Here is a 19,286-nt window from a genome sequence, read left to right as displayed (position 1 = left end):
CGGCCCGGCGTGGTGCGGCGGGCCGGAGCCTGCTAGGAAACGCCGCCATGACCTGGGCCGATGGCGCCATCCTCCTGATTCTCGGCGTTTCGGCCATCCTGGCCTATTCGCGCGGCCTGGTGCGGGAAGTCCTGGGCGTCGGCGCCTGGGCCGGTGCCCTGGTCCTGGCCTTCGTGATGCTGCCAGGAATGCGCTCGGCGCTGGGCGCGGCGGTAAGCCCCGCATGGCTGGCGGATGTCGTGGCCGTGGGATCGGTCTTCGTCATCGCCCTTATCATCCTGAAACTGTTGATTGCCTGGGTGGCCCGCGCGGTACAGTCCTCGGTGCTGGGCGGCGTGGACCGCGCGCTCGGCACGGTGTTCGGAATCGCGAGGGGTGCATTCCTCGTCGTGCTCGCCTACATCCTGGCCGGACAGCTCCAACCCGTCACGGAACGCTGGCCCGAGGCCCTGCGCGATGCCCGCGCATTGCCTTTCGTGGCCCAGGGCGCGAAGTGGCTGGTCGGCCAGCTTCCGCCCGAGTACCGCCTGCGCGTGCCGGATGCCCCGGCCCGCCCGCTGCCGCCCATGGAGGACCTGTTGCGACCGCCCGCGCGCAACCGGACCTGAGGATTGATTGTCGCATGGATTTCACGACCAACCCTCTCGCGCCGTCCAGCCCCGAAAGGGACGAGGATGACGGCTTCCACGAGGAATGCGGCGTCGTCGGCATCTGGAACGCCCAGGATGCCGCCGCCCTGGCCGCGCTGGGCCTGCACGCCCTGCAGCACCGGGGCCAGGAGGCGGCGGGGATCGTCACCCTGGCGGAAGGCGGCCAGTTCCATTCCCACAAGGGCCGTGGCCTGGTGGGCGACAATTTCGGCGATGCCAAGGTCATGGCCGCCCTGCCCGGCCGCGCGGCGATCGCCCATAACCGCTACGCCACCACCGGCGAATCGGCGCTGCGCAACGTGCAGCCGCTCTATGCCGATTTTGAATTCGGCGGCCTTGCCGTGGCGCATAACGGCAACCTCGTGAACGCCTACCAGCTCAAGCGCGCCCTGGTGCGCCGCGGCTGCCTGTTCCAGAGCACCACGGATTCCGAGGTCTTCGTCCACCTCATCGCCATCAGCCTCTATTCCACCGTGCTGGACCGGCTGATCGACGCGCTGAAGCAGGTCCAGGGCGCCTATTCGCTGGTGACGCTGCACGAGGGCGCGCTGATCGGCGCGCGCGACCCGCTGGGCGTGCGGCCGCTGGTGCTGGGCCGCCTCGGCGGGCCGGAAAGCAATTCCTGGGTGATGGCAAGCGAGACCTGCGCCCTGGACATCGTCGGCGCCGAGTTCGTCCGCGACATCGAGCCGGGCGAAGTGGTGATCGCCGACGAGAAGGGGCTGCGCTCCATCCGCCCCTTCGGCAAGCAGCCCAGCCGTTTCTGCATCTTCGAGTACATCTATTTCGCCCGGCCCGATTCGGTGATCGAGGGCACCTCCGTCTACAACACGCGCAAGCGCATCGGCGAGGAACTGGCCCACGAATCCGGCGTGCCGGCGGATGTGGTGGTGCCGGTGCCCGACTCCGGTGTCCCGGCGGCCATGGGCTATGCGACGGAAGCGGGGATTCCCTTCGAGCTCGGCATCATCCGCAACCATTATGTGGGCCGCACCTTCATCGAGCCGACCGACCAGATCCGCCACCTGGGCGTGAAGCTGAAGCATTCCGCCAACCGCACCATGATCGAGGGACGGCGCGTGGTGCTGGTGGACGATTCCATCGTCCGCGGCACGACCAGCAAGAAGATCGTGGAGATGGTCCGCCAGGCGGGTGCCACCGAGGTCCATATGCGCATCGCGGCGCCGCCGACCACGCATCCCTGCTTCTACGGCATCGACACGCCGGACCGTGACAAGCTGCTCGCCGCCAACAACAACGTCGAGGAGATGGCGCGCTTCATCGGCGCCGACAGCCTGGCCTTCATCTCGCTGGACGGGCTCTACCGCGCGCTGGGGCATGAGGGGCGCGACAAGCGCTCGCCGGGCTATTGCGATGCCTGCTTCACCGGCGATTATGCCATCCCGCTGGCGGATCTGCAGGAGGCGCCGGAGCGCGCCCCGGCCCTGATCGCCGCCAACGGAGCCTGATCCCCCCAGCTCGCCCCCCGGCACGAGGCCCCATGAACGGCACGATCGAGGAGACGCCACCGCCGGAAGGGCTGCCGCCCAGCCCGGCCCCCGCGGCGGAAGCGGGGCGTCCCCTCGCCGGCCGCGTCGCCCTGGTCACCGGGGCCTCGCGCGGGATCGGCGCCGCCGTGGCGCTGGAGCTCGGCCGGATGGGCGCGCATTGCGTGCTGGTCGCCCGCACCCAGGGCGGGCTGGAGGAGATGGACGACGCCATCCGGGACGCCGGCGGCGAGGGCGCCACCCTGCTGCCCTTCGACCTTGCCAAGGGCGCCGAACGGATCGATGCCATCGGCCCCTCGGTCTATGAGCGCTTCGGCCGCCTGGATATCCTGGTCCATGCCGCGGGCTCGCTCGGCACGCTGACGCCCGCCGGCCATATCACGCCCCGCGACTGGGAGGAGGCGGTGGGGGTGAACCTGACCGCCGCTTGGCGGCTGATCCGCACCTGCGACCCGGTGCTGCGCGCCTCCGATGCCGGGCGCGCCGTCTTCCTCACCACCCGCCGCGTGGCCGAGCCGAAGGCCTACTGGGGGGCCTATGGCGCCACCAAGGCGGGGATGGAGCACCTGGCCCTGACCTGGGCGCAGGAGGCCGCGATCAGCGCGCTGCGGGTGAACTTGGCCGATCCGGGCGCCGTGGCGACGCGGATGCGGGCGCGGGCCTATCCGGGCGAGGATGCCGCCACGCTGCCGAAGCCCGCCGATGTGGCCCCTGCCATCGCGGCGCTCTGCCTGCCGGGGGAGATGCGGAACGGCGAGGTGATACGGCTGGGGGATCGGTGAACAGGACGCTGGCGGCGGGCCTCGGCGGCCTGCTCGTGCCGATCCTGCTGATGGGATGCACACCCCCGCCGCCATCCGGCCCACCGGAAGCCCCTGCCGCCAGGACGGCGGAGGGACCGGGAGGCGGCGGCTGGGAACCCGCCCCGACCATCACGGCCCCGCTGCAGCCGCAGCGGGACAACGGCCGGCGCGGCCTCAGCGTCAGCCGCTCGTCCCTGCTGTCCGGCACCGGGACTCGCGGTGCCATGGGCTGGCCCGACCGGTATCAGGGGGATCTGGGCGGCGCGCCCCACCGTCCGCAATACTGATCCTGATGGACCGGCTGGTGGCGGAGCGCTACTCCGCGTCCTCGTAGGGATTGTTCGTGCCGCGCATGTGCAGGCGGATCGGCACGCCCGGCATGTCGAAGCTCTCGCGGAACAGGTTCACGAGATAGCGCTTGTAGTCCTCCGGCAGCAGCTCCGCCCGGGTGCCGAAGACGGTGATGGTTGGCGGCCGCGCCTTGGGCATGGTGCAGTAGCGCAGCTTCAGCCGCTTGCCGCCCACCAGCGGCGGCTGGTGCTTCGCCAGCGCCTCCTCGAACCAGCGGTTCAGCGCGCCCGTCGGGACACGGCGGTTCCAGCGCTCATAGACCTCGCGCACCGTGGGCATCAGCTTCTCCACGCCGCGCCCGGTGGCGGCGGAAAGCGGCACCACCGAGATCCCCTTCATCTGCGCCAGCGAGGCCGCCAGCACGTCTTCCAGCTTCCGCCGGGCGGCGTTGCGGTCCTCCACCGCGTCCCACTTGTTGTAGGCGATCACGACGGCCCGACCCTCGCGCTCGGCGAGGCGTGCGATGCGCAGGTCCTGCTCGTCCATGCCCAGGTTGGCGTCCAGCACCAGGATCGCCACCTCGCATTCCTTCAGCGCCGCGATGGTGGCGCCGGTGGACATCTGCTCCAGCCCCTCATGCACCCGGGCACGGCGCCGCAGCCCGGCCGTGTCCACCAGCCGCACCCTGCCGCCGGTCTCGTCGATCCATTCCGAGGCCACGGCGTCGCGGGTCAGGCCGGGCTCCGGCCCGGTGATCATCCGCTCCTCGCCCAGCAGGGCGTTCAGCAGGGTGGACTTGCCGGCATTGGGACGGCCGACGATGGCGATGCGCAGCGGGCGGTTGCGGCGGGCCTCCTCGGTGTCGGGCTCCTCCTCGTCCTCCGCGGGCGCCCAGTCCTTCAGGCGCGCGGCCACCTCGTCATGCAGTTCGCCCCAGCCGTCGCCATGCTCGGCCGAGACCGGCAGCGGCGAGCCCAGGCCCAGCTCATAGGCCTCCAGCGCATTGGCGGCGCCGGTGCGGCCCTCGGCCTTGTTGGCCAGCACCAGCACCGGCCGCTCCTGCCGCCGCAGCCAGGTGGCGAAGGCACGGTCCGACGGGGTGAGGCCCGCCCGGGCATCCACCACGAAGAGGATCAGGTCCGCCTCGCGCAACGCGGCCTCGGAGGAGGCGCGCATGCGGCCGGGGATGGTGTCGGGCGGCGATTCCTCCAGCCCGGCCGTGTCCACCACGGTGACGTCGATGCCGCCGATGCGGGCCTCGCCTTCCTTGCGGTCGCGGGTCACGCCCGGCGTGTCGTCCACGATCGCGGTGCGTCGGCCGACCAGCCGGTTGAACAGGCTCGACTTGCCGACATTGGGCCGTCCGAGGATCGCGATGCGCGGCTTCATGCCGTGGTCCTTATGCTCTGCGGCCAATGCCGCGCCGGTCCGGAAAGCCGGGCCTGGCGCGCCGCTTCCTTATAGTCCCTTGATTCGGCCCTGTGGCCGCGCCGGACAAGGGGTGATGCGCGGTCCCTGCCCAGCGAAAAGGGGCGGCGCGCCGCTTCGGCGCGCCCGGCCGCCTGTCGCGCCGGTCCCCGGCCGCACCCTCCCGGGCGGCACGCCGCGTCGGGGGCCGCGGCGCCCTCAGCCGCGCAGCGCCGCCAGCGTGCCGTCGTCGCTGAGCACCAGCACGGCGCCCCCGGCCGTGGCCGGGGCCAGGGTGACGGGGCCCGGCAGGGACAGGCGCCCGGCGATGGCGCCGTCATTGACGCCCACGATCAGCGCCTCGCCACCGCTGCCCGGCACCAGGATCTGCCCGTTGGCCAGCAGCGGCGCCGCGAAGCGCGCGGGTTCCGGCGCCTTCCTGCCCGCCGGGGCAGGCGGGTTCAGCTCGGTGATCCAGCGGACCTGTCCGGTGTCGCGGGTCATGGCGACCAGACGCTGGGTGGCGGAAACGAGGAAGATCCAGTCTCCCGCCACGGCAGGAGTCACGCCGCCGCCGACATTGCGCTCCCAGAGCCGCCGGCCGGAGCGGAGGTCCACCACCATGGTGGTGCCGCCCATGCCCAGCGCGATCACCCGCCCGTCCGAGATCACCGGCAGGGCATGCACCCCCGCGATGTCGGCGATGCCGCGGTCCACCCCCGGCGCCGCCGAGAGCGCCTCGGTCCAGACCACGCGGCCATCGGCGGTGCGCAGGGCGACCAACTCGCCCGACGGGAAGCCGGCCACCAGCGTGTCGCCCTCCACCGCCGGGGCGGCGAGGCCGAGCGGCACGGCGCTCACCTGCTGCCCCTGGAAGGACCAGAGCTTGTGCCCGTCCTCGGCCGAGAGCGCGTTCAGCTGGTTGTCCAGCGTGAGGACGAAGATCCGCCCTTCCGCCACGGTGGGGGCGCCGCGCATCGGCGCCGACAGGCGCGTGCGCCAGCGCAGCGTGCCGTTGCCCGCGTCCAGGGCGATCACCTCGGCCATGCCGGTGGCGATGTAGAGCGTGCCGCCGTCAAAGGCGCAGCCGACGCCCAGCGCGCCGACATCGTCATCCTCCGGCCGGGTGTCGAAGCGCCAGCGGCGCCCGCCCCGCGCCAGGTCCCAGGCCGAGACCACGCCATAGGCATCGGAGGCGAAGACCGTGTCGGCCGAGGCGATGGGCCCGGTCGTCATGCGGCGGCGATAGGCCGTGCCGGTGCCGACCGAGCCGCTCCAGGCCTGCCGCAGCCCCTCCAGCCGCAGCGCGGCATGGCCGGGGGAATGGTCCAGCGTCCCGCCGGCCTGCGGCCAGTCGGCGATGGGCGCCGGGGGCGGCAGGTCCACCGGCCGCGCGGCCAGGCCTTCGTCCACCGAGACGGGCTTCTCCATCTCCAGCACCGAACGCCGCTCGCCCGGCAGGATGTCCTTCCGGCTGGCGAAGATGTCGTCCAGCGTGTCGCAGCCGGCCAGCATGCCGGTCGCCGCGAGCAGGGCGGCGCGCCGCGTGATCGTCATGCGTGTCATCCCTCTAGTCCGGCCGCCAGCCGTGCCGCGCGGTCGCGCAGGCCCTGCGGCGCCGTCTCGTCCGCGGCCAGCGCCTGGAGGGTCTTGCGCGCCTCGTCCTTCTGCCCCTGACGCAGCGCCACCAGCCCCTGCATTTCCTGCGCCGAGTAGCGCCAGGGCTTCGTGGCGCCGGACAGCGGCGCGACCCGGCTGGCCAGGGCGCCCGGGTCCTCGGAGTCGAGGCCGTGCATCACCCACATCAGCGAGGCAAGCTCGCGATAGACCTCCCCGGCCTTCGGGTCCTGCGCCACGGCGTCCCAGAGCGCCAGGGCGGCGGCACGGTCCCCGGCCTCGGCCTTCAGCGCGGCGGCCCGCAGCCGTGCCAGGGTGCGGTATCCGTCGGGCGCCGCGGAGGCGATCTGGGCGAAGCGGTCGCCGAGGGCGGCGGGATCGGCGCCCGGCTGCTCGGCGGCACGGCTGGTCTCCAGGAACAGCGCGGCGGCCTGCTCGGACTGGCGCGACTGGTACCAGCGCCAGCCCTGCCAGCCGCCGGCCCCCAGCGCCGCCACCAGGGCCACGACTCCCAGGGCGCTGCCCCAGCGCAGGGCAAGGCGGCGCATGCGCTCGGCGCGCACTTCCTCCTGAAGTTCGTCGAAGATATCGGACAAGGCGGTCCCGTCCCCCAGGCAAAGGCGGCGGTCCATATACCCTCCATCCCCCCGCCCGTTAAGCCCGGCCTCCACGCCCGGCCCGACGCGCCCTTCCTCCGGCCATTCTTCCGGCCGCCCTCCGCGCACTCCGGCGGCCCGTCCTGGCGGCCTCCACCGGCAGCCCTGGCGGCACCGATCCCTGGCCGCCCGCGCCGGCCCGCATCCGGCGGAGGCCCGGCACCTCTTCGGAAGGTGAGGCACCGCGATGCTGGACAGGCCGGGGGGAGGAGGCTACCCGGATCGGCACTCGCCCATGCAACCGGAAGATCCACCCCTGGCCCTGCCAACCCGCACAGCATGCGCCGGGGCCATCCCGCGCTCCGCATGGCGGGCACCCGATGGTTCCATGGACCGCGCGGCCCGCGGATGACCGCACGCCTCCACGAATGCCCGGATTGCGGGCTGCACCTGTGCCTGCCCGCCCTCGGCCCCGGGATGGAGGCCCGCTGCTCCCGCTGCGCCCGGGTGCTGCGGCGTCACCGGGTGAACGCCTTCTCCGCCCCGATGGCCCTGTCCCTGGCCGGCATCGTCCTCTACGCGATGATCCTCACCATGCCCTTCCTGGGCCTGAACCTGCTGGGGCGGGAGCGGGTGAGCCTCGTGGATTCGGGGGTCTTCTCCTTTGCCCAGGACGGGTTCTGGGGGTTGTCGGGGCTGGTCTTCCTGGTGCTGGTGGTGGTGCCCGGGCTGCAGCTCGTGCTGCTGCCCACCGTGATCCTGGGCCTGCACATGCGGGCGCCGCCGCCGGGGCTGCACCGGCTGTTCCGCTGGTACATGGCGCTCGACCCCTGGATGATGGTGGAGGTCTTCCTGTTCGGCGCCCTGGTCTCCTACACGAGGCTGGTGGACCTCGCGCATGTGGAGATCGGCCCTTCCGCCTATGGCATCGCCGCGCTGTCCCTGGTGCTGGTGGCGCGCAACGCTTCGCTGGAGCCGCAGGTGGTCTGGGACCGGCTGGAGGAACGCGGCCTCGTCGCCGATCCCGGCGCCCTGCGACGGGGAGACGCCGGGCCGGAGCCCGCGGCCGTGGCGGCCCCTGGGGCGGCCCCTGGGGCGGTTCCTGGGGCGGCCTCCGCCCCGTCCCGTGCCTTCCGGGCCGAGGCCGTGGCGGCGCCCGCCCCCGGAACGGCCACCGGCACGTCCGCTCCGATCGCCTGCCACCGCTGCCACCGCCTGGACCACGCGCGCCCCGGTGCGCCCTGCCCGCGCTGCGGCAGCCGGCTGCACCGGCGCAAGCCCGACAGCGTGAGCCGGAGCTGGGCCCTGATAGCCGCCGCCTTCATCCTCTACCTGCCGGCCAACTACTATCCGGTGATGCGGATCGTGACCCTGGGCCAGGGCGGTCCGCACACTATCCTGGGCGGGGTCATCGAGTTCGTCGAAACGGGCTTCTGGCCCCTCGCGCTCATCGTCTTCCTGGCCAGCGTGGCGGTGCCGATGCTCAAGCTGGTCGGGCTGATGGTCATGCTCACCAGCATCCGGCGCCGCTCCGCCCGCCACCTGCTGCGCCGCACCCAGCTCTACCGCGTGGTGGAGGCGATCGGGCGCTGGTCGATGATCGACGTCTTCGTGGTCTGCGTGCTGATCGCCCTGGTGCGCTTCGGCATGCTGGCCGAGATCACCGCCCAGGTCGGCGCCGCCTGCTTCGCCGGGGTCGTGGTGGTGACCATGGTGGCGGCCGAATGCTTCGACCCGCGCCTGATGTGGGATGCCGCCGGCTCCCCGGCCCAGGACCCCGACGCGCCCCGCCGCTGGCGCGGCGAGGCCGGTGCGGACGCCTCTTCCCCGGATGGCCCCATGCGGGCCGGACACCCTTCCGCCGGTCCCGCCGGGGCCGCCAGCCAGCACGGAGCCGCATGAGCGGAACAGAACCCCCGGCCGACGGCATGTCGCGCGAGCCGATCCCCGGCCAGCGCCCCGACGATGCGCGCGAGGCCCGGGTCCGGCACCGCCGCTTCTCCATGATCTGGCTGATCCCCATCGTGGCGGCGCTGGTCACCGGCTATCTCGGCTGGCGCACCTTCTCCGACCGCGGGCCGCTGATCACCGTCAGCTTCGGCAATGCCGACGGGCTGACCGCCGGGCAGACGCCGGTGCGCTACAAGTCCGTGCAGGTCGGCACGGTGGAGAGCATCCATCTCACCGGCGACCTCCGGCGCGTCGAGACCCGCATCCGCATGGACCGGATGGTCGGCGGCCATATCAACGAGCACAGCCGCTTCTGGGTGGTGCGGCCGCGCTTCAGCGGCGCCAGCGTCTCCGGCCTGGAGACCATCGTGTCCGGCAGCTACATCGAGTTCGACCCGGGCGAGCCGGGCGCGGAGCAGCGCCGCTTCACCGGGCTGGAGAACCCGCCCGGCCGCCGTTCCGACGAGCCGGGCCGCGACTTCGTCCTGCGCGCGCAGCGCCTGGGCTCGATCGACCGGGGCTCGCCGGTCTTCTTCCGCGATGTCGAGGTCGGGCAGGTGCTCAGCTACAACCCACCCGAGATCGATGGCAGCTTCACCCTGCACGTCTTCGTGCGGGCGCCTTACAGCGAGTATGTGCGCAGGGGCTCGCGCTTCTGGAACGCCTCCGGCGTCAGCTTCCGCCTGGGTGCGGAGGGCGTGCGGGTGGAGCTGGAAAGCGCCCGCGCGCTGCTCGCCGGCGGCATCGCCTTCGACACCCCGCCGCAACTGCGCGACCAGCCGTCGGCGCCGGACGACGAGAGCTTCACCCTCTACAGCGACCTGGAGGCTGCGATCGCCGCGACCTCGGAGAACCGCCTCACCTTCCTGATCTATTTCGACGGATCGCTGCGCGGCCTCTCGCCCGGCGCGCCGGTGCTGCTGCGCGGCGTCCGGATCGGCAGCGTCCTCGACGTCAATCTGGAATACGACCAGGCGGAGGACCGCTTCCGCGTGCCCGTCCATATCGCCATCGAGCCGGAGCGGATCTCCTTCCCCGCCGGACGCCCGAAGCGCGAGGTGCGCGCGATGGCCGAGGAGATGGTGGCCAAGGGCCTTCGCGCGCAGCTCACCAGCGGCAGCCTGCTCACCGGACAGCTCCTGGTCTCCATGGACTTCATGCCGGATGCGGCGCCTGCCTCCGTGCGCATGGAGGGCGAGGAGATCGTGCTGCCCAGCATCGGCGGCGGCACCGACAACATCATGGCGGCGGTCAGCAGCATCGCCGGCAAGCTCGACCGCTTCCCGATCGAGGAGATCGGCAAGAACCTGAACGGCACCCTGGCCTCGGTGAACGGGGTGGTGGGCGGGCCGGAGCTTCGCAACGCGCTCAACGCGCTCAGCAGCAGCCTGGGCTCGGCGCGCGACCTGATCCGCAAGGCGGACAGCGGCATGACCCCGCTGCTGCGCCGCCTGCCCGCCATCGCCGACAACCTCGACCAGACCGTGGCCCGCGCCAACACCGCCGTCCGTTCCATCGAGCGCGGCTATGGCGGCGATTCCGAGGTGAACCGCGAGATGGAGCGCCTGATGTCCCAGCTCACCGACACCGCCCGTTCCGTGCGCCTGCTGGCCGATTTCCTGAACCGGCATCCGGAGGCGCTGATCCGCGGCCGGGCCGGCGCCGCCACCGAGCGATAGGAGCGGCGCCGCATGTCCCAGCCCCTCGCCCGCCGCCGCCTCGGCGCCCTGCTGCCCGCCCTGCTGCCCGCCATGGCGGCCACCGCCGCGCTTGCGGGCTGCGCCTCGCCCAGCCCGGCCTATTACCGCCTGTCTGCCCAGCCCGGCCCCTCCCTGCCGGGAAGGGGAAGGCAGGTGCAGCTCCGCCGCGTCGGCATCCCCGGCTATCTCGACCGCCCCGGCCTCGTCCGGGCGCGGGGAGGCGGGCGCCTGGACGTGGCCGATGTGGAGAGCTGGCCCGAACCCTTCGGCGACATGGTGACGCGCGTGCTGGCCGAGGACCTGGCGCTGCGCCTGCCGGGGGATTCGGTGGCGGCGGAGGGCGGCGCGCTGCGAATCCCGGCGAACATCCTGGCCGAGGTGCAGATCCAGCGCTTCGAGGCCGGGCCGGACGGTGTGGTGGAGCTCCTCGCCCAGGCGGCGGTGCGCCCCCGCAACCAGGATGCCGCCGAAAGCCGGACGCTGCGCTTCCGCGTGCCGCCCGCCGCGCCGGGGTCCGGGGCAAAGGGGCCGGATGCGGCCGGCGTGGTGGCCGCGATGGACCAGGCTCTGGGCCAGCTCGCGGATGCGCTGGCCGGCATGATCGCCGCCATGCCGGTGGTGGCATCCACCGCCCGTTAATTCCCGCCGGGGCAGGATGGCGGCGTGCGCCCGCTCCTGCTGCTCCCCATGCTGATCCTTCCCCTGGCCGGCTGCGATGCCTTCTGGGGGCCCTTCGCCGCGGCCAACGTGGCGTCGCTGACCACGACCGGACGGGCTGTGCCGGACCTCTTCGTCTCGGCCGTCACGGGCAAGGACTGCTCGATCGCCCATCTGGACGCGGGGGAGAAACGCTATTGCCGGCGCGATCCGCTGCCGCCGGTGGAGGCGGTCTGCACGCGCTCCCTGGGCTCGGTGGATTGCTGGAACGGCCCGCCGCCCGGCATGCCGCCGCAGCGCCCGCTGGGCGACGCGCCGCCCGTTCCGGCCCAGCCACCCGAACCCTGGCCGTTGCAGAGCCTCTGAAAGCGGTCCTTTTGCGGCCCCTCCCCTGGCCACGGCCGCCGTCCCGGGTTCCAATGCCGGAAATCACGAGGAACAGACCATGACGGATTTTACCTGGGACCACCTGCACCTGCGCAGCCCTGACCCCGAGGCCACGGCGCGCTACTTCCGCGAGATGTTCGGCGCCACCGAAACCGGGCGGGCGGCACAGGGCAACGGCGCGCTCCGCGTGATGCTCGACCTCGCCGGGCTGCCGCTCTTCATCGAGCAGGTCCCGCCCACCACCGCCGCGCCGCCGGAGCCCCCCTTCCTCGGGCTGGAGCACCTCGGCCTGCGGGTGAAGGACCTGGAGGCCACCGCCGCCGCGCTGCGGGCCAGGGGTGCCCGCTTCGTGGTGGAGCCGCATTCGCCGCGCCCGGGGCTGAAGATTGCCTTCCTGGAAGGGCCGGAGAAGCTGCGGATCGAGCTGCTGGAGCGTGCGGCGGCCTGATTCCCGCCCGGCATCCAGGGCAGATACCATTTCAATGGCGTAATACAACCTGCGCGTGCTATCCGGGCGCCGGCCGGATTCGTGCCGGGGCCTTCCCGCCTGTTTCCGGCCCATCCGAGAAATTCTGGAGGGGCCATACATGCCGCCAACCTGCTCCTGCTGCGAACCGGGCCGCCACTTCCAGCCCGGCCGCCGGGCCATGCTCGCCGGTCTCGGCGCGCTGGCGGCGCTGCCCATGACCGCACCCACCCGGCGTGCCATGGCGGCGGAGGCAGTGCCCAAGACCAGCCTCACCGCCGACCAGGCGCTGGAGACGATGAAGAAGGGCAACGACGATTTCGTCGCCGGCCTGCCCCATCGCGGCCTGCTGGGCCGCGAGCGGCGGCTGGAGCTGGCGCATGGCCAGGCGCCGTTCTGCATCCTGGTCGGCTGCTCCGACAGCCGCGTGCCGCCGGAACTGCTGTTCAACCGCGGGCTGGGCGAGATCTTCATCGTGCGCAACGCCGGCAACACCGTGGACACGGCGGCCATGGGCAGCGTCGAGTACGGCGTCGGCGTGCTGGGCTGCCCGCTCGTGGTCGTGCTCGGCCACGAGAGCTGCGGCGCCGTCTCCGCCGCGATCGACGTGGTGCGGAAGAACGCCAGCTTCCCCGGCGTGATCGGCGAGATGGTGCAGCCCATCATCCCCGCCGTGCTGGCGGCGCGCGACGAGAAGGGCGAGATGACGCTGAATGCCGCGGTCCACGAGAACGCGCGCCGCGTCGCGAAGCGCCTGAAGATGCAGAGCGTGGTGGTGCAGCAGGCCGTGGCCCAAGGGCCGGCTGCGGGTGGTGGCGGCCTATTACCGCCTCGCCGATGGCGATGTGGAGTGGTTCGAGGAGATCTGAGGCAGGCGGGGCCGGGCCTCCGCGCGGAGGCCCGGCCCCGGCTTCAGCCGCCGCGGGTCTCGGCGAAGCGCACCGGCTCGCCGCGCGGGGCGCCGATCACCTCGTCCTCGCGCATCACGGGGGCGCCTCGGATCACGGTCATCACCGGCCAGCCGGTGCATTCCATCCCGGCGAAGGGCGTCCAGCCGCAGGGCGAGGCGATCCAGCTCTCCTCGATGCTGCGGCGGCGCTTCAGGTCCACGATGGTGAAGTCGGCGTCATAGCCGGCGGCGAGCCGTCCCTTGGCGGTCACGCCATAGACCCGGGCCGGCCCGGCGCTCATCAGGTCCACCAGCCGGGCCAGGGACAGGCGCCCCTCGGCCACGTGGTTCAGCATCACCGGCACCAGCGTCTGCACGCCGGTCAGCCCGGCGGCGGTGGCCGGCCAGGGACGCTCCTTGGCGGCGCGGGAATGCGGCGCGTGGTCAGAGCCGATGCAGTCCACCGTGCCGTCGCGCACGGCGGCCCAGGCGGCCTCCATGTGGCGCGCGTCGCGGATCGGCGGGTTCATCACCGCATAGGCGCCCAGCCGCTCATAGGCCTCCGGCGCCACCTGGGTCAGGTGGTTCACCAGCACCTCGGCGGTCGCGACGTCGCGGTAGTCCTTGAGGTAGTCCAGCTCCTCGGCCGTGGAGACGTGCAGGATATGCGCGGGGCGCCGCGTCTTGTGCGCCAGCGCCATCAGCCGCCGCGTGCCGAGGAAGGCGCATTCCACATCGCGCCACTCGGCATGCAGGGCATGCGGGCCGCCGGCGGCATAGAGCGGCTTGCGCGCCTGCAGCCGGTACTCGTCCTCCGAATGATAGGCGATGCGGCGGCGGCCGGAGCGCATCACCGCCTCCAGGCTGGCATCGTCCTCCACCATCAGGTCGCCCGTCGAGGAACCAGCGAAGACCTTGATGCCGCAGACATTGGGCTGGAGTTCCAGCTCGGCGAGCCCGGCGATGTTGGTCCTGGTGGCGCCGACATAGAGGCCCATGTCGCACCAGGCACGGCCGGCGAGGTAGGCGCGCTTGTTGTCCAGCGCCTCCCGCGTCGTGATGGCGGGATTCGTGTTCGGCATGTCGAAGAGTGCGGTGATGCCGCCCAGGATGGCGGCACGGGTGCCGGTCTCGATGCTTTCCACCGTCATGTCCGGCCCGGCGCCCTGGCCCGGATCGCGCAGATGCACATGCGGGTCGATCAGCCCGGGAAGGACATGCAGCCCGGCGCAGTCCACCACCTCCTCCGCCGTGTCGGTCCGCAGGTCGCCCAGCGCGGCGATCCGCCCGTCGCGCACGCCGACATCGGCCTTCTCCTCGCCCCAGGGCAGGACACAGGTGCCGCCGCGCAGGATCAGGTCATAGGCTGCCATCGGGGGGATCTCCTTCACGGGGGGAGGACGGTGCTGGGACGGGCGCCCGGACGGGAACCCGCGGGGAATATGCGGCTGGCCTTATCGCACCGCTTGCCGCCGGCCGGGAGGGGCGGCGGCGAGGAGCCAGGATCGACATGCCCGTGCACGGCGAGTTCGAGCGCAACGACATGGTGGAGCACTTCGCCGAATACATGTCGGGCCATGCGGTCACGAAGCATGGCTGGGTGCAGTCCTATGGCAGCCGCTGCGTGAAGCTGCCCATCCCTCTACGGTGACGGAAGCCGGGGCTTTACCGGCCCTTTCCCTCAGGCGGCGCGGCGCACCTTCTCCTCCGTGCCGCGCCGCTGCTCCAGCAGCCCGTCCAGGCTGTTGCCGGTGATCTCCGTGCGCTGGCGCGGCAGGGCCTCCGGGTATTCGGCCTGCAGGAAGGCGATCATCTTCTCCCGCACCTCGCAGCGCAGATCGAAAGTGTTGCCGCCGCCCCGAGCGCTGACCAGGATGCGGACCTCCACCATGTTGCCCGGCGTGTCCGTCACCTGCAGCACGCAGGTCTTGCGGTCCCAGAAGCGGCTGGCGGAAGCGATCTCCTTCAGTTTCTCGCGCATCCGGTCCAGCGGCACGGTGTAGTCCACGCGCAGGAAGACAGAGCCGATCAGGTCGGAACTCTCATGCGTCCAGTTCTGGAACGGCTTCTCGATGAAATAGGAGAGCGGCACGATCAGCCGCCGCAGGTCCCAGAGCCGGACCACGACATAGGTGCTGGTGATGTTCTCGATCCAGCCCCATTCGCCTTCCAGCACCACCGCGTCCTCGACGCGGATCGGCTGCGTCATGGCGATCTGGATACCCGCCAACATGTTGCTCAGCAGCGGCCGCGCCGCGAGGCCGAGCACCAGGCCCGCGGCACCCGCCGAGGCGAAGAGCGACACGCCATACTGCCGCACGGCGGGGATGCTGGTGAGGGCCGCGGCCACGGTGACGATCACCAGCAGCGTCTGCCCGGTGCGGAGCAGGATGCGGACCTGCGTGACATGCTTGCGGGCGAGGAGGTTGTCCTCCACGTCCAGGCGGAAGCGGCGCAGATAGACCTCGGCCCCCAGGTTGAGCGCGGTGACCAGCATCCATCCCAGCGCCAGGATGAAGGCGCAGAGAAGCACCTGCGCAAGCGTCAGCGTGGTGGCATAAGGGAAGGGTGCCGCCGGCAGCACCGTGCCGACGGCCATGATGACCAGAAAGGTGCAGAGCGGCCCCTGGCTGCGCGTCACCAGCACCTGCAGGAAGCTTTGCCCGTAGCGCCCCGCCAAGCGGTAGAGCAGGCGAAGGCAGAAACGGGTGAGCGCCAGCGCGAGACCCGCCGCCAGAAGCAGCAACAGCGCGGCAAAGACTTCCGCTGGAAGCCAGGTCAGGAAGCCCCGGACCCGGTCCAATGTATTCCTGAGGCTGTCCGCCAAGCCTTCGGCCCCCTTGCCGCCGCTGCCGATGGATCGCGCTTCCCCGCCACGCCGGCCGGAAACGGGAATGCCTGAGGCGGGAATACCCGTGGAAATGCTCCGGCCGGCCATCACGCCCTGGGCAGCGAACACGGCGGTGAGCGGAAGGTTGCGCGGCCATGGGAAGCGGAGGGGAGCCCCCTCCGCCACCGGCACGGGATCTCAGGCGAAAAGGAAGTCGCTCGCTGGCAGCTGCGGCATGTCGTTCACCACGATCACGCCGTTTGTCCCGATCACGATGGAACTGGCCGTGTCATCGGGATCGTTGCCGATGGCGCTGCCGGGCTGGATGTTCAGGTCGCCGAAGGAATGCAACCGAAGGCCCGTGTCATGGCCTCCGCGTGGTTGCCCCCGGCCCTCAATGACCGGCGGAGCGGGAGAGGAGGTTGATGACCAGCACGCCCGCGAGGATCAGCGCCATGCCGAGGATCGCCGGCAGGTCCAGGTGCTGGCGGAACAGGGCGAGGCTCAGTACCGAGATCATGACGATGCCGAGGCCTGACCAGATGGCATAGGCCACGCCCACCGGAATGGTCCGGATGGCCAGCGAGAGCATGTAGAAGGTCAGGACATAGCAGAGCATGGTGAAGACCGAGGGCCAGAGGCGGGTGAAGCCGTCCGAGGCCTTCAGCGACAGCGTGCCAGCGACCTCGCCGCAGATCGCCACCAGCAGGAAGAGATAGGGGCGCATGGCGTCAGCGGGCCGCCAGCGCTTCGAAGACATCCCCCTGCATGGCCCGCCGCTCGACATGCCGCGCGTGCCACAGCGCGTAGAAGAGCAGGTGCCAGGCGGCGAAGCCCTCGCGCTTGCTGCCCGCCGCGCGGAACAGCGGCAGGATGCGCTCCGGCCGCGCGATCTCCGCCACCCCGGGCTGCGCCGCCACCAGCGGTGCCAGGCGGTCGGCGGCGGAGGCGATCCAGGCCCCCATCGGAACGGTGAAGCCCTTCTTCTTCGCGAAGGGCTGCGAGGCCGGGAAGTTCTGCGCCAGCCATTGCCGCAGCAGCCACTTGCCGGTCTCCCGCCGCACCTTCAGCCCGTCCGGCAGGCGCCAGCAGGCCTCCGTCACAGCGCGGTCCAGGAAGGGCACGCGCCCCTCCACCCCATGCGCCATCAGGCAGCGGTCCAGCTTCAGCAACAGGTCGTTGGGCAGCCAGTCGGCGATGTCCAGCGCCTGGGCGGCCATCAGCCGGGTGCGGCCCGGCGTCGCGGCGGCGGTCTCGGCGGCCTCGAACCCGTCCCGCCACAGCCGCGGCGGGTCGCGCAGCACGTCGAGCCGGTCGAAGGTGCCATGGGCGCGCATCGCCTTGCCGCCCAGCCACCAGGGGCGCATGGCGGAGCGGTGGCGGCCATAGCCGGCCAGGATCTCGTCGCCGCCCTCGCCGGACAGCACGACCTTCACCTCCTCCCTTGCCCGGCGGGCGAGGAACCAGGTGGGCACGATGGCATAGTCGGCCGCCGGGTCGTCCATGGCGCCGACGATCTCGGGCAGGTGGCGCCAGACCTCGACCTCGCTGACCTCCAGCCGCACATGCCGCGCCCCGGCGGCCCTGGCGACGGCGGCGGCCTGCTCGCGCTCGTCCTTGTCGCCCGTGTCGAAGCCGGCGGTGAAGGCCAGCACCGGCCTCTCGTTCAGCCGCGACATGGCGTGCAGCACCGCCGCGCTGTCCGTGCCGCCGGACAGGAACATGCCGTAGGGCACGTCGGCGCGCTGGTGGAACTCCACCGCCTCGGCAAAGGCCCGGCCGAAGCGGGTGATCGCCTCGGCCTCGCCGGTCTCCTCCGGCCCGCCTTCCGGCAGGGCCGCCTGCCGGTGGCGCTCCACCACGGCGCCGTCGGAGATGGCCAGGGTCTCTCCCGGCAGCACCCGCCGGATGCCCTCGAAGATCGTCTCCTGGCCGGTGGTGAACTGGAGCTGCATCAGCTCGTCCCGGCTCTCGGCCCGGACCTTCGGCGCCACCAGCCCGGCCGCGACCAGGGCCTGCGGCTCGGAGGCGAAGGCGATGCCGCCCGCCACCTCGGCGATGTAGAGCGGCTTGATGCCGAAGGGATCGCGCGACAGCACCACCCGCCGCGCCGCGCGGTCATGGATGGCCAGCGCCCACATGCCGCGCAGCCCGTCGGCGAAGCGGATGCCCTCCTGCCGCCACAGGTGCAGCGGCGGCTCGCAGTCGCTGCCGGTGGCACAGGAGAAGGCGTTGGCGGCCCGCAGCTCCGGGTTGTTGTAGATCTCGCCATTGCCGACCAGCGCCGCCGGCCCGGCGAAGAGCGGCTGGTCGCCGGTCTCCAGGTCGATGATCGCCAGCCGCGTGTGCGCGAGCGCCACGGAGCCCACGACGTGATGCCCCTGCCCGTCCGGCCCGCGATGCGCCAGGGCGCGGGTCAGCGCCTCCAGCACCCGGGAATCCGGTGCCTGGCCAGGACGGAGGGCGAGGCCCGCGATGCCACACATCAGCCCACCTCCCCACCGGCGGCCGTCGGCGCCACGGCGCGCAGGAAGCCACTCCAGCGCGCCAGGACCGGCGCCGCCGCGTGCTCGGCCTCGAAATCCCGCCGCCCGGCCTCGGCGAGGCGCCCCGACAGGGCCGGGTCGTCCAGCACGCGGCGGATCGCGGCGGCCAGTGGCGCGGGTTCCTCCAGCGGCACCAGCAGCCCGGTCCCGCCGTCGCGGATCACCTCGCTGGGCCCCTGCGCCGCCGCGGCCACGACGGGGCGCGAGGCCGAGAAGGCCTCCAGCACCACATTGCCCAGCGGCTCGTGCCGGGACGGGCAGACGAAGACCTCCGCCCCGGCCAGCAGCGCCCCGGTATCGGTGCGCCAGCCCAGGAACGACACGCGCTCGCCCAGCCCCAGCTCGCACGCCAGCCCCTCCAACGCGGGACGCTCCGGCCCTTCGCCGGCCAGGGAGAGATGCGCCTCCGGCAGTTCCGCCAGGGCTCGCAGCAGCACGTCGAATCCCTTGTTCCGGTGCAGCCGGCCCATGGCGAGCAGCCGCCGCTTCCCCGGTGGCGCGGGCAGCGTGGCGGATGCGGCGCCGGCCATGTCGGGCACGAAATTCGGCAGGTGGTGCACGCGCCCGGGCGCCCAGCCCTGCGCGGTGATCCAGGCGACGAGGTCGCGCGTATTGGCCACCAGATGGTCGCAGCGCCGGTAGTGCCGCAGGTCGTAGTAGCCGCCCAGCCGCCCCACCAAGGTCCATTCCCCCTTTGGCGTGAAGCGCGCCGCGCGGTTCATCCAGGCCACCGTCACGGCGGGGCGGAAGCGCCCCAGCGCCGCGCGCAGGCGGGCCCCGGTCAGCAGGTCGAGCGGCCCGCCGAAGCCCAGGGTGACGGGAGTGAGGCCCCCTTCCCGCAGCCGCGCCTCGCGCGCCGGCTCGCGCCGGATCACCGGCAGGACTTCCTCGCCGCTGTCGTGCAGGCCGAGGCAAAGCCGCTCGTAGAAAGTCTCGGCGCCGCCCTGGACGGCGCCGGCCATGACCTGCGCGACCCTCACCGCGTTCCC

The 19,286-nt window shown here is 72.3% G+C and carries 19 protein-coding genes and 1 pseudogene; 11 read left to right on the top strand and 9 right to left on the bottom strand.

The genetic code is table 11. The features are described 5' to 3' along the window. Window positions 1-47: 47 nt before the first annotated feature. Genes CTJ15_RS05725 through CTJ15_RS05710 form a run of 4 tightly spaced genes read left to right on the top strand, consistent with a single transcriptional unit; the run spans window position 48 to window position 3,248 of the window. Window positions 48-608, top strand: coding sequence for a CvpA family protein (locus CTJ15_RS05725; RefSeq protein ID WP_019461509.1), 561 nt, complete (start codon window positions 48-50; stop codon window positions 606-608). 14 nt (window positions 609-622) lie between these two features. Further along, window positions 623-2,119: an amidophosphoribosyltransferase gene (purF, locus tag CTJ15_RS05720; protein WP_099781312.1), complete on the top strand. Its 1,497-nt coding sequence runs from the start codon at window positions 623-625 to the stop codon at window positions 2,117-2,119. A gap of 32 nt (window positions 2,120-2,151) precedes the next feature. After that, window positions 2,152-2,940, top strand: coding sequence for an SDR family NAD(P)-dependent oxidoreductase (locus CTJ15_RS05715; protein ID WP_193009640.1), 789 nt, complete (start codon window positions 2,152-2,154; stop codon window positions 2,938-2,940). Next, window positions 2,937-3,248 carry a hypothetical protein gene (locus CTJ15_RS05710; protein WP_019461512.1) on the top strand — a complete coding sequence of 104 codons (312 nt, stop codon included), beginning with the start codon at window positions 2,937-2,939 and terminating at the stop codon, window positions 3,246-3,248. The genes CTJ15_RS05715 and CTJ15_RS05710 overlap by 4 nt, the downstream gene beginning before the upstream one ends. Before the next feature lie 28 nt (window positions 3,249-3,276). Here CTJ15_RS05710 and der read toward each other — a convergent pair whose 3' ends face one another. From der to CTJ15_RS05695, 3 genes are all read right to left on the bottom strand, one after another. Beyond that, the gene (der, locus tag CTJ15_RS05705; RefSeq protein WP_099781311.1) at window positions 3,277-4,641 is read right to left on the bottom strand and encodes a ribosome biogenesis GTPase Der; all 1,365 of its coding nucleotides are present in this window, start codon (window positions 4,639-4,641) and stop codon (window positions 3,277-3,279) included. A gap of 237 nt (window positions 4,642-4,878) precedes the next feature. Next, on the bottom strand, window positions 4,879-6,216 hold the full coding sequence (locus CTJ15_RS05700; protein WP_099781310.1) for a PQQ-binding-like beta-propeller repeat protein: 1,338 nt from the start codon (window positions 6,214-6,216) through the stop codon (window positions 4,879-4,881). A 5-nt stretch (window positions 6,217-6,221) separates the two neighbouring features. Next, complete coding sequence (locus CTJ15_RS05695) at window positions 6,222-6,908, bottom strand: tetratricopeptide repeat protein (protein WP_019461515.1); 687 nt, start codon at window positions 6,906-6,908, stop codon at window positions 6,222-6,224. Window positions 6,909-7,280: 372 nt separating this feature from the next. Here CTJ15_RS05695 and CTJ15_RS25105 point away from each other — a divergent pair, with 372 nt between their 5' ends. From CTJ15_RS25105 to CTJ15_RS05665, 6 genes and pseudogenes are all read left to right on the top strand, one after another. Further along, the gene (locus CTJ15_RS25105) at window positions 7,281-8,774 is read left to right on the top strand and encodes a paraquat-inducible protein A (RefSeq protein WP_193009639.1); all 1,494 of its coding nucleotides are present in this window, start codon (window positions 7,281-7,283) and stop codon (window positions 8,772-8,774) included. Then, window positions 8,771-10,501: an intermembrane transport protein PqiB gene (locus tag CTJ15_RS05685; protein WP_226946056.1), complete on the top strand. Its 1,731-nt coding sequence runs from the start codon at window positions 8,771-8,773 to the stop codon at window positions 10,499-10,501. The genes CTJ15_RS25105 and CTJ15_RS05685 overlap by 4 nt, the downstream gene beginning before the upstream one ends. A 12-nt stretch (window positions 10,502-10,513) precedes the next feature. Continuing rightward, window positions 10,514-11,161: a membrane integrity-associated transporter subunit PqiC gene (locus CTJ15_RS05680; protein ID WP_075822873.1), complete on the top strand. Its 648-nt coding sequence runs from the start codon at window positions 10,514-10,516 to the stop codon at window positions 11,159-11,161. Between the two features lie 24 nt (window positions 11,162-11,185). Next, window positions 11,186-11,545 carry a hypothetical protein gene (locus CTJ15_RS05675; protein WP_075822872.1) on the top strand — a complete coding sequence of 120 codons (360 nt, stop codon included), beginning with the start codon at window positions 11,186-11,188 and terminating at the stop codon, window positions 11,543-11,545. 79 nt (window positions 11,546-11,624) lie between these two features. Next, the gene (locus CTJ15_RS05670) at window positions 11,625-12,014 is read left to right on the top strand and encodes a VOC family protein (protein WP_019461520.1); all 390 of its coding nucleotides are present in this window, start codon (window positions 11,625-11,627) and stop codon (window positions 12,012-12,014) included. Between the two features lie 139 nt (window positions 12,015-12,153). Further along, window positions 12,154-12,771, top strand: a pseudogene (locus CTJ15_RS05665) (carbonic anhydrase); the annotation flags it as partial. Window positions 12,772-12,944: 173 nt separating this feature from the next. Here CTJ15_RS05665 and CTJ15_RS05660 read toward each other — a convergent pair. Then, a complete protein-coding gene (locus CTJ15_RS05660; RefSeq protein ID WP_099781308.1) occupies window positions 12,945-14,294 on the bottom strand; it encodes a dihydroorotase in 1,350 nt (449 codons plus the stop codon). 137 nt (window positions 14,295-14,431) lie between these two features. Here CTJ15_RS05660 and CTJ15_RS05650 point away from each other — a divergent pair, with 137 nt between their 5' ends. Next, on the top strand, window positions 14,432-14,572 hold the full coding sequence (locus CTJ15_RS05650; protein WP_083755615.1) for a hypothetical protein: 141 nt from the start codon (window positions 14,432-14,434) through the stop codon (window positions 14,570-14,572). A gap of 30 nt (window positions 14,573-14,602) precedes the next feature. Here the strand turns inward: CTJ15_RS05650 and CTJ15_RS05645 are convergent, their stop codons facing one another. From CTJ15_RS05645 to CTJ15_RS05630, 5 genes are all read right to left on the bottom strand, one after another. Next, window positions 14,603-15,724 carry a mechanosensitive ion channel family protein gene (locus CTJ15_RS05645; protein ID WP_019461524.1) on the bottom strand — a complete coding sequence of 374 codons (1,122 nt, stop codon included), beginning with the start codon at window positions 15,722-15,724 and terminating at the stop codon, window positions 14,603-14,605. A 225-nt stretch (window positions 15,725-15,949) separates the two neighbouring features. Continuing rightward, window positions 15,950-16,102: a hypothetical protein gene (locus tag CTJ15_RS24260; RefSeq protein WP_171979150.1), complete on the bottom strand. Its 153-nt coding sequence runs from the start codon at window positions 16,100-16,102 to the stop codon at window positions 15,950-15,952. 43 nt (window positions 16,103-16,145) lie between these two features. Continuing rightward, window positions 16,146-16,478: an SMR family transporter gene (locus CTJ15_RS05640; RefSeq protein ID WP_075823103.1), complete on the bottom strand. Its 333-nt coding sequence runs from the start codon at window positions 16,476-16,478 to the stop codon at window positions 16,146-16,148. 4 nt (window positions 16,479-16,482) lie between these two features. Further along, window positions 16,483-18,237, bottom strand: coding sequence for an asparagine synthase (glutamine-hydrolyzing) (asnB, locus tag CTJ15_RS05635; protein WP_099781306.1), 1,755 nt, complete (start codon window positions 18,235-18,237; stop codon window positions 16,483-16,485). Next, entirely contained in the window at window positions 18,237-19,259 is a 1,023-nt protein-coding gene (locus tag CTJ15_RS05630; protein WP_099781305.1) for a glycosyltransferase, read from the bottom strand. The genes asnB and CTJ15_RS05630 overlap by 1 nt, the downstream gene beginning before the upstream one ends. Between the last annotated feature and the right edge of the window lie 27 nt (window positions 19,260-19,286).

The organism is Roseomonas sp. FDAARGOS_362, assembly GCF_002754815.1.
GTDB classification, from domain to species: Bacteria; Pseudomonadota; Alphaproteobacteria; order Acetobacterales; family Acetobacteraceae; genus Roseomonas; species Roseomonas mucosa.
Note: the sequence above shows the minus strand (reverse complement) of the source record. Positions and strands in the feature narration are given on the sequence as shown.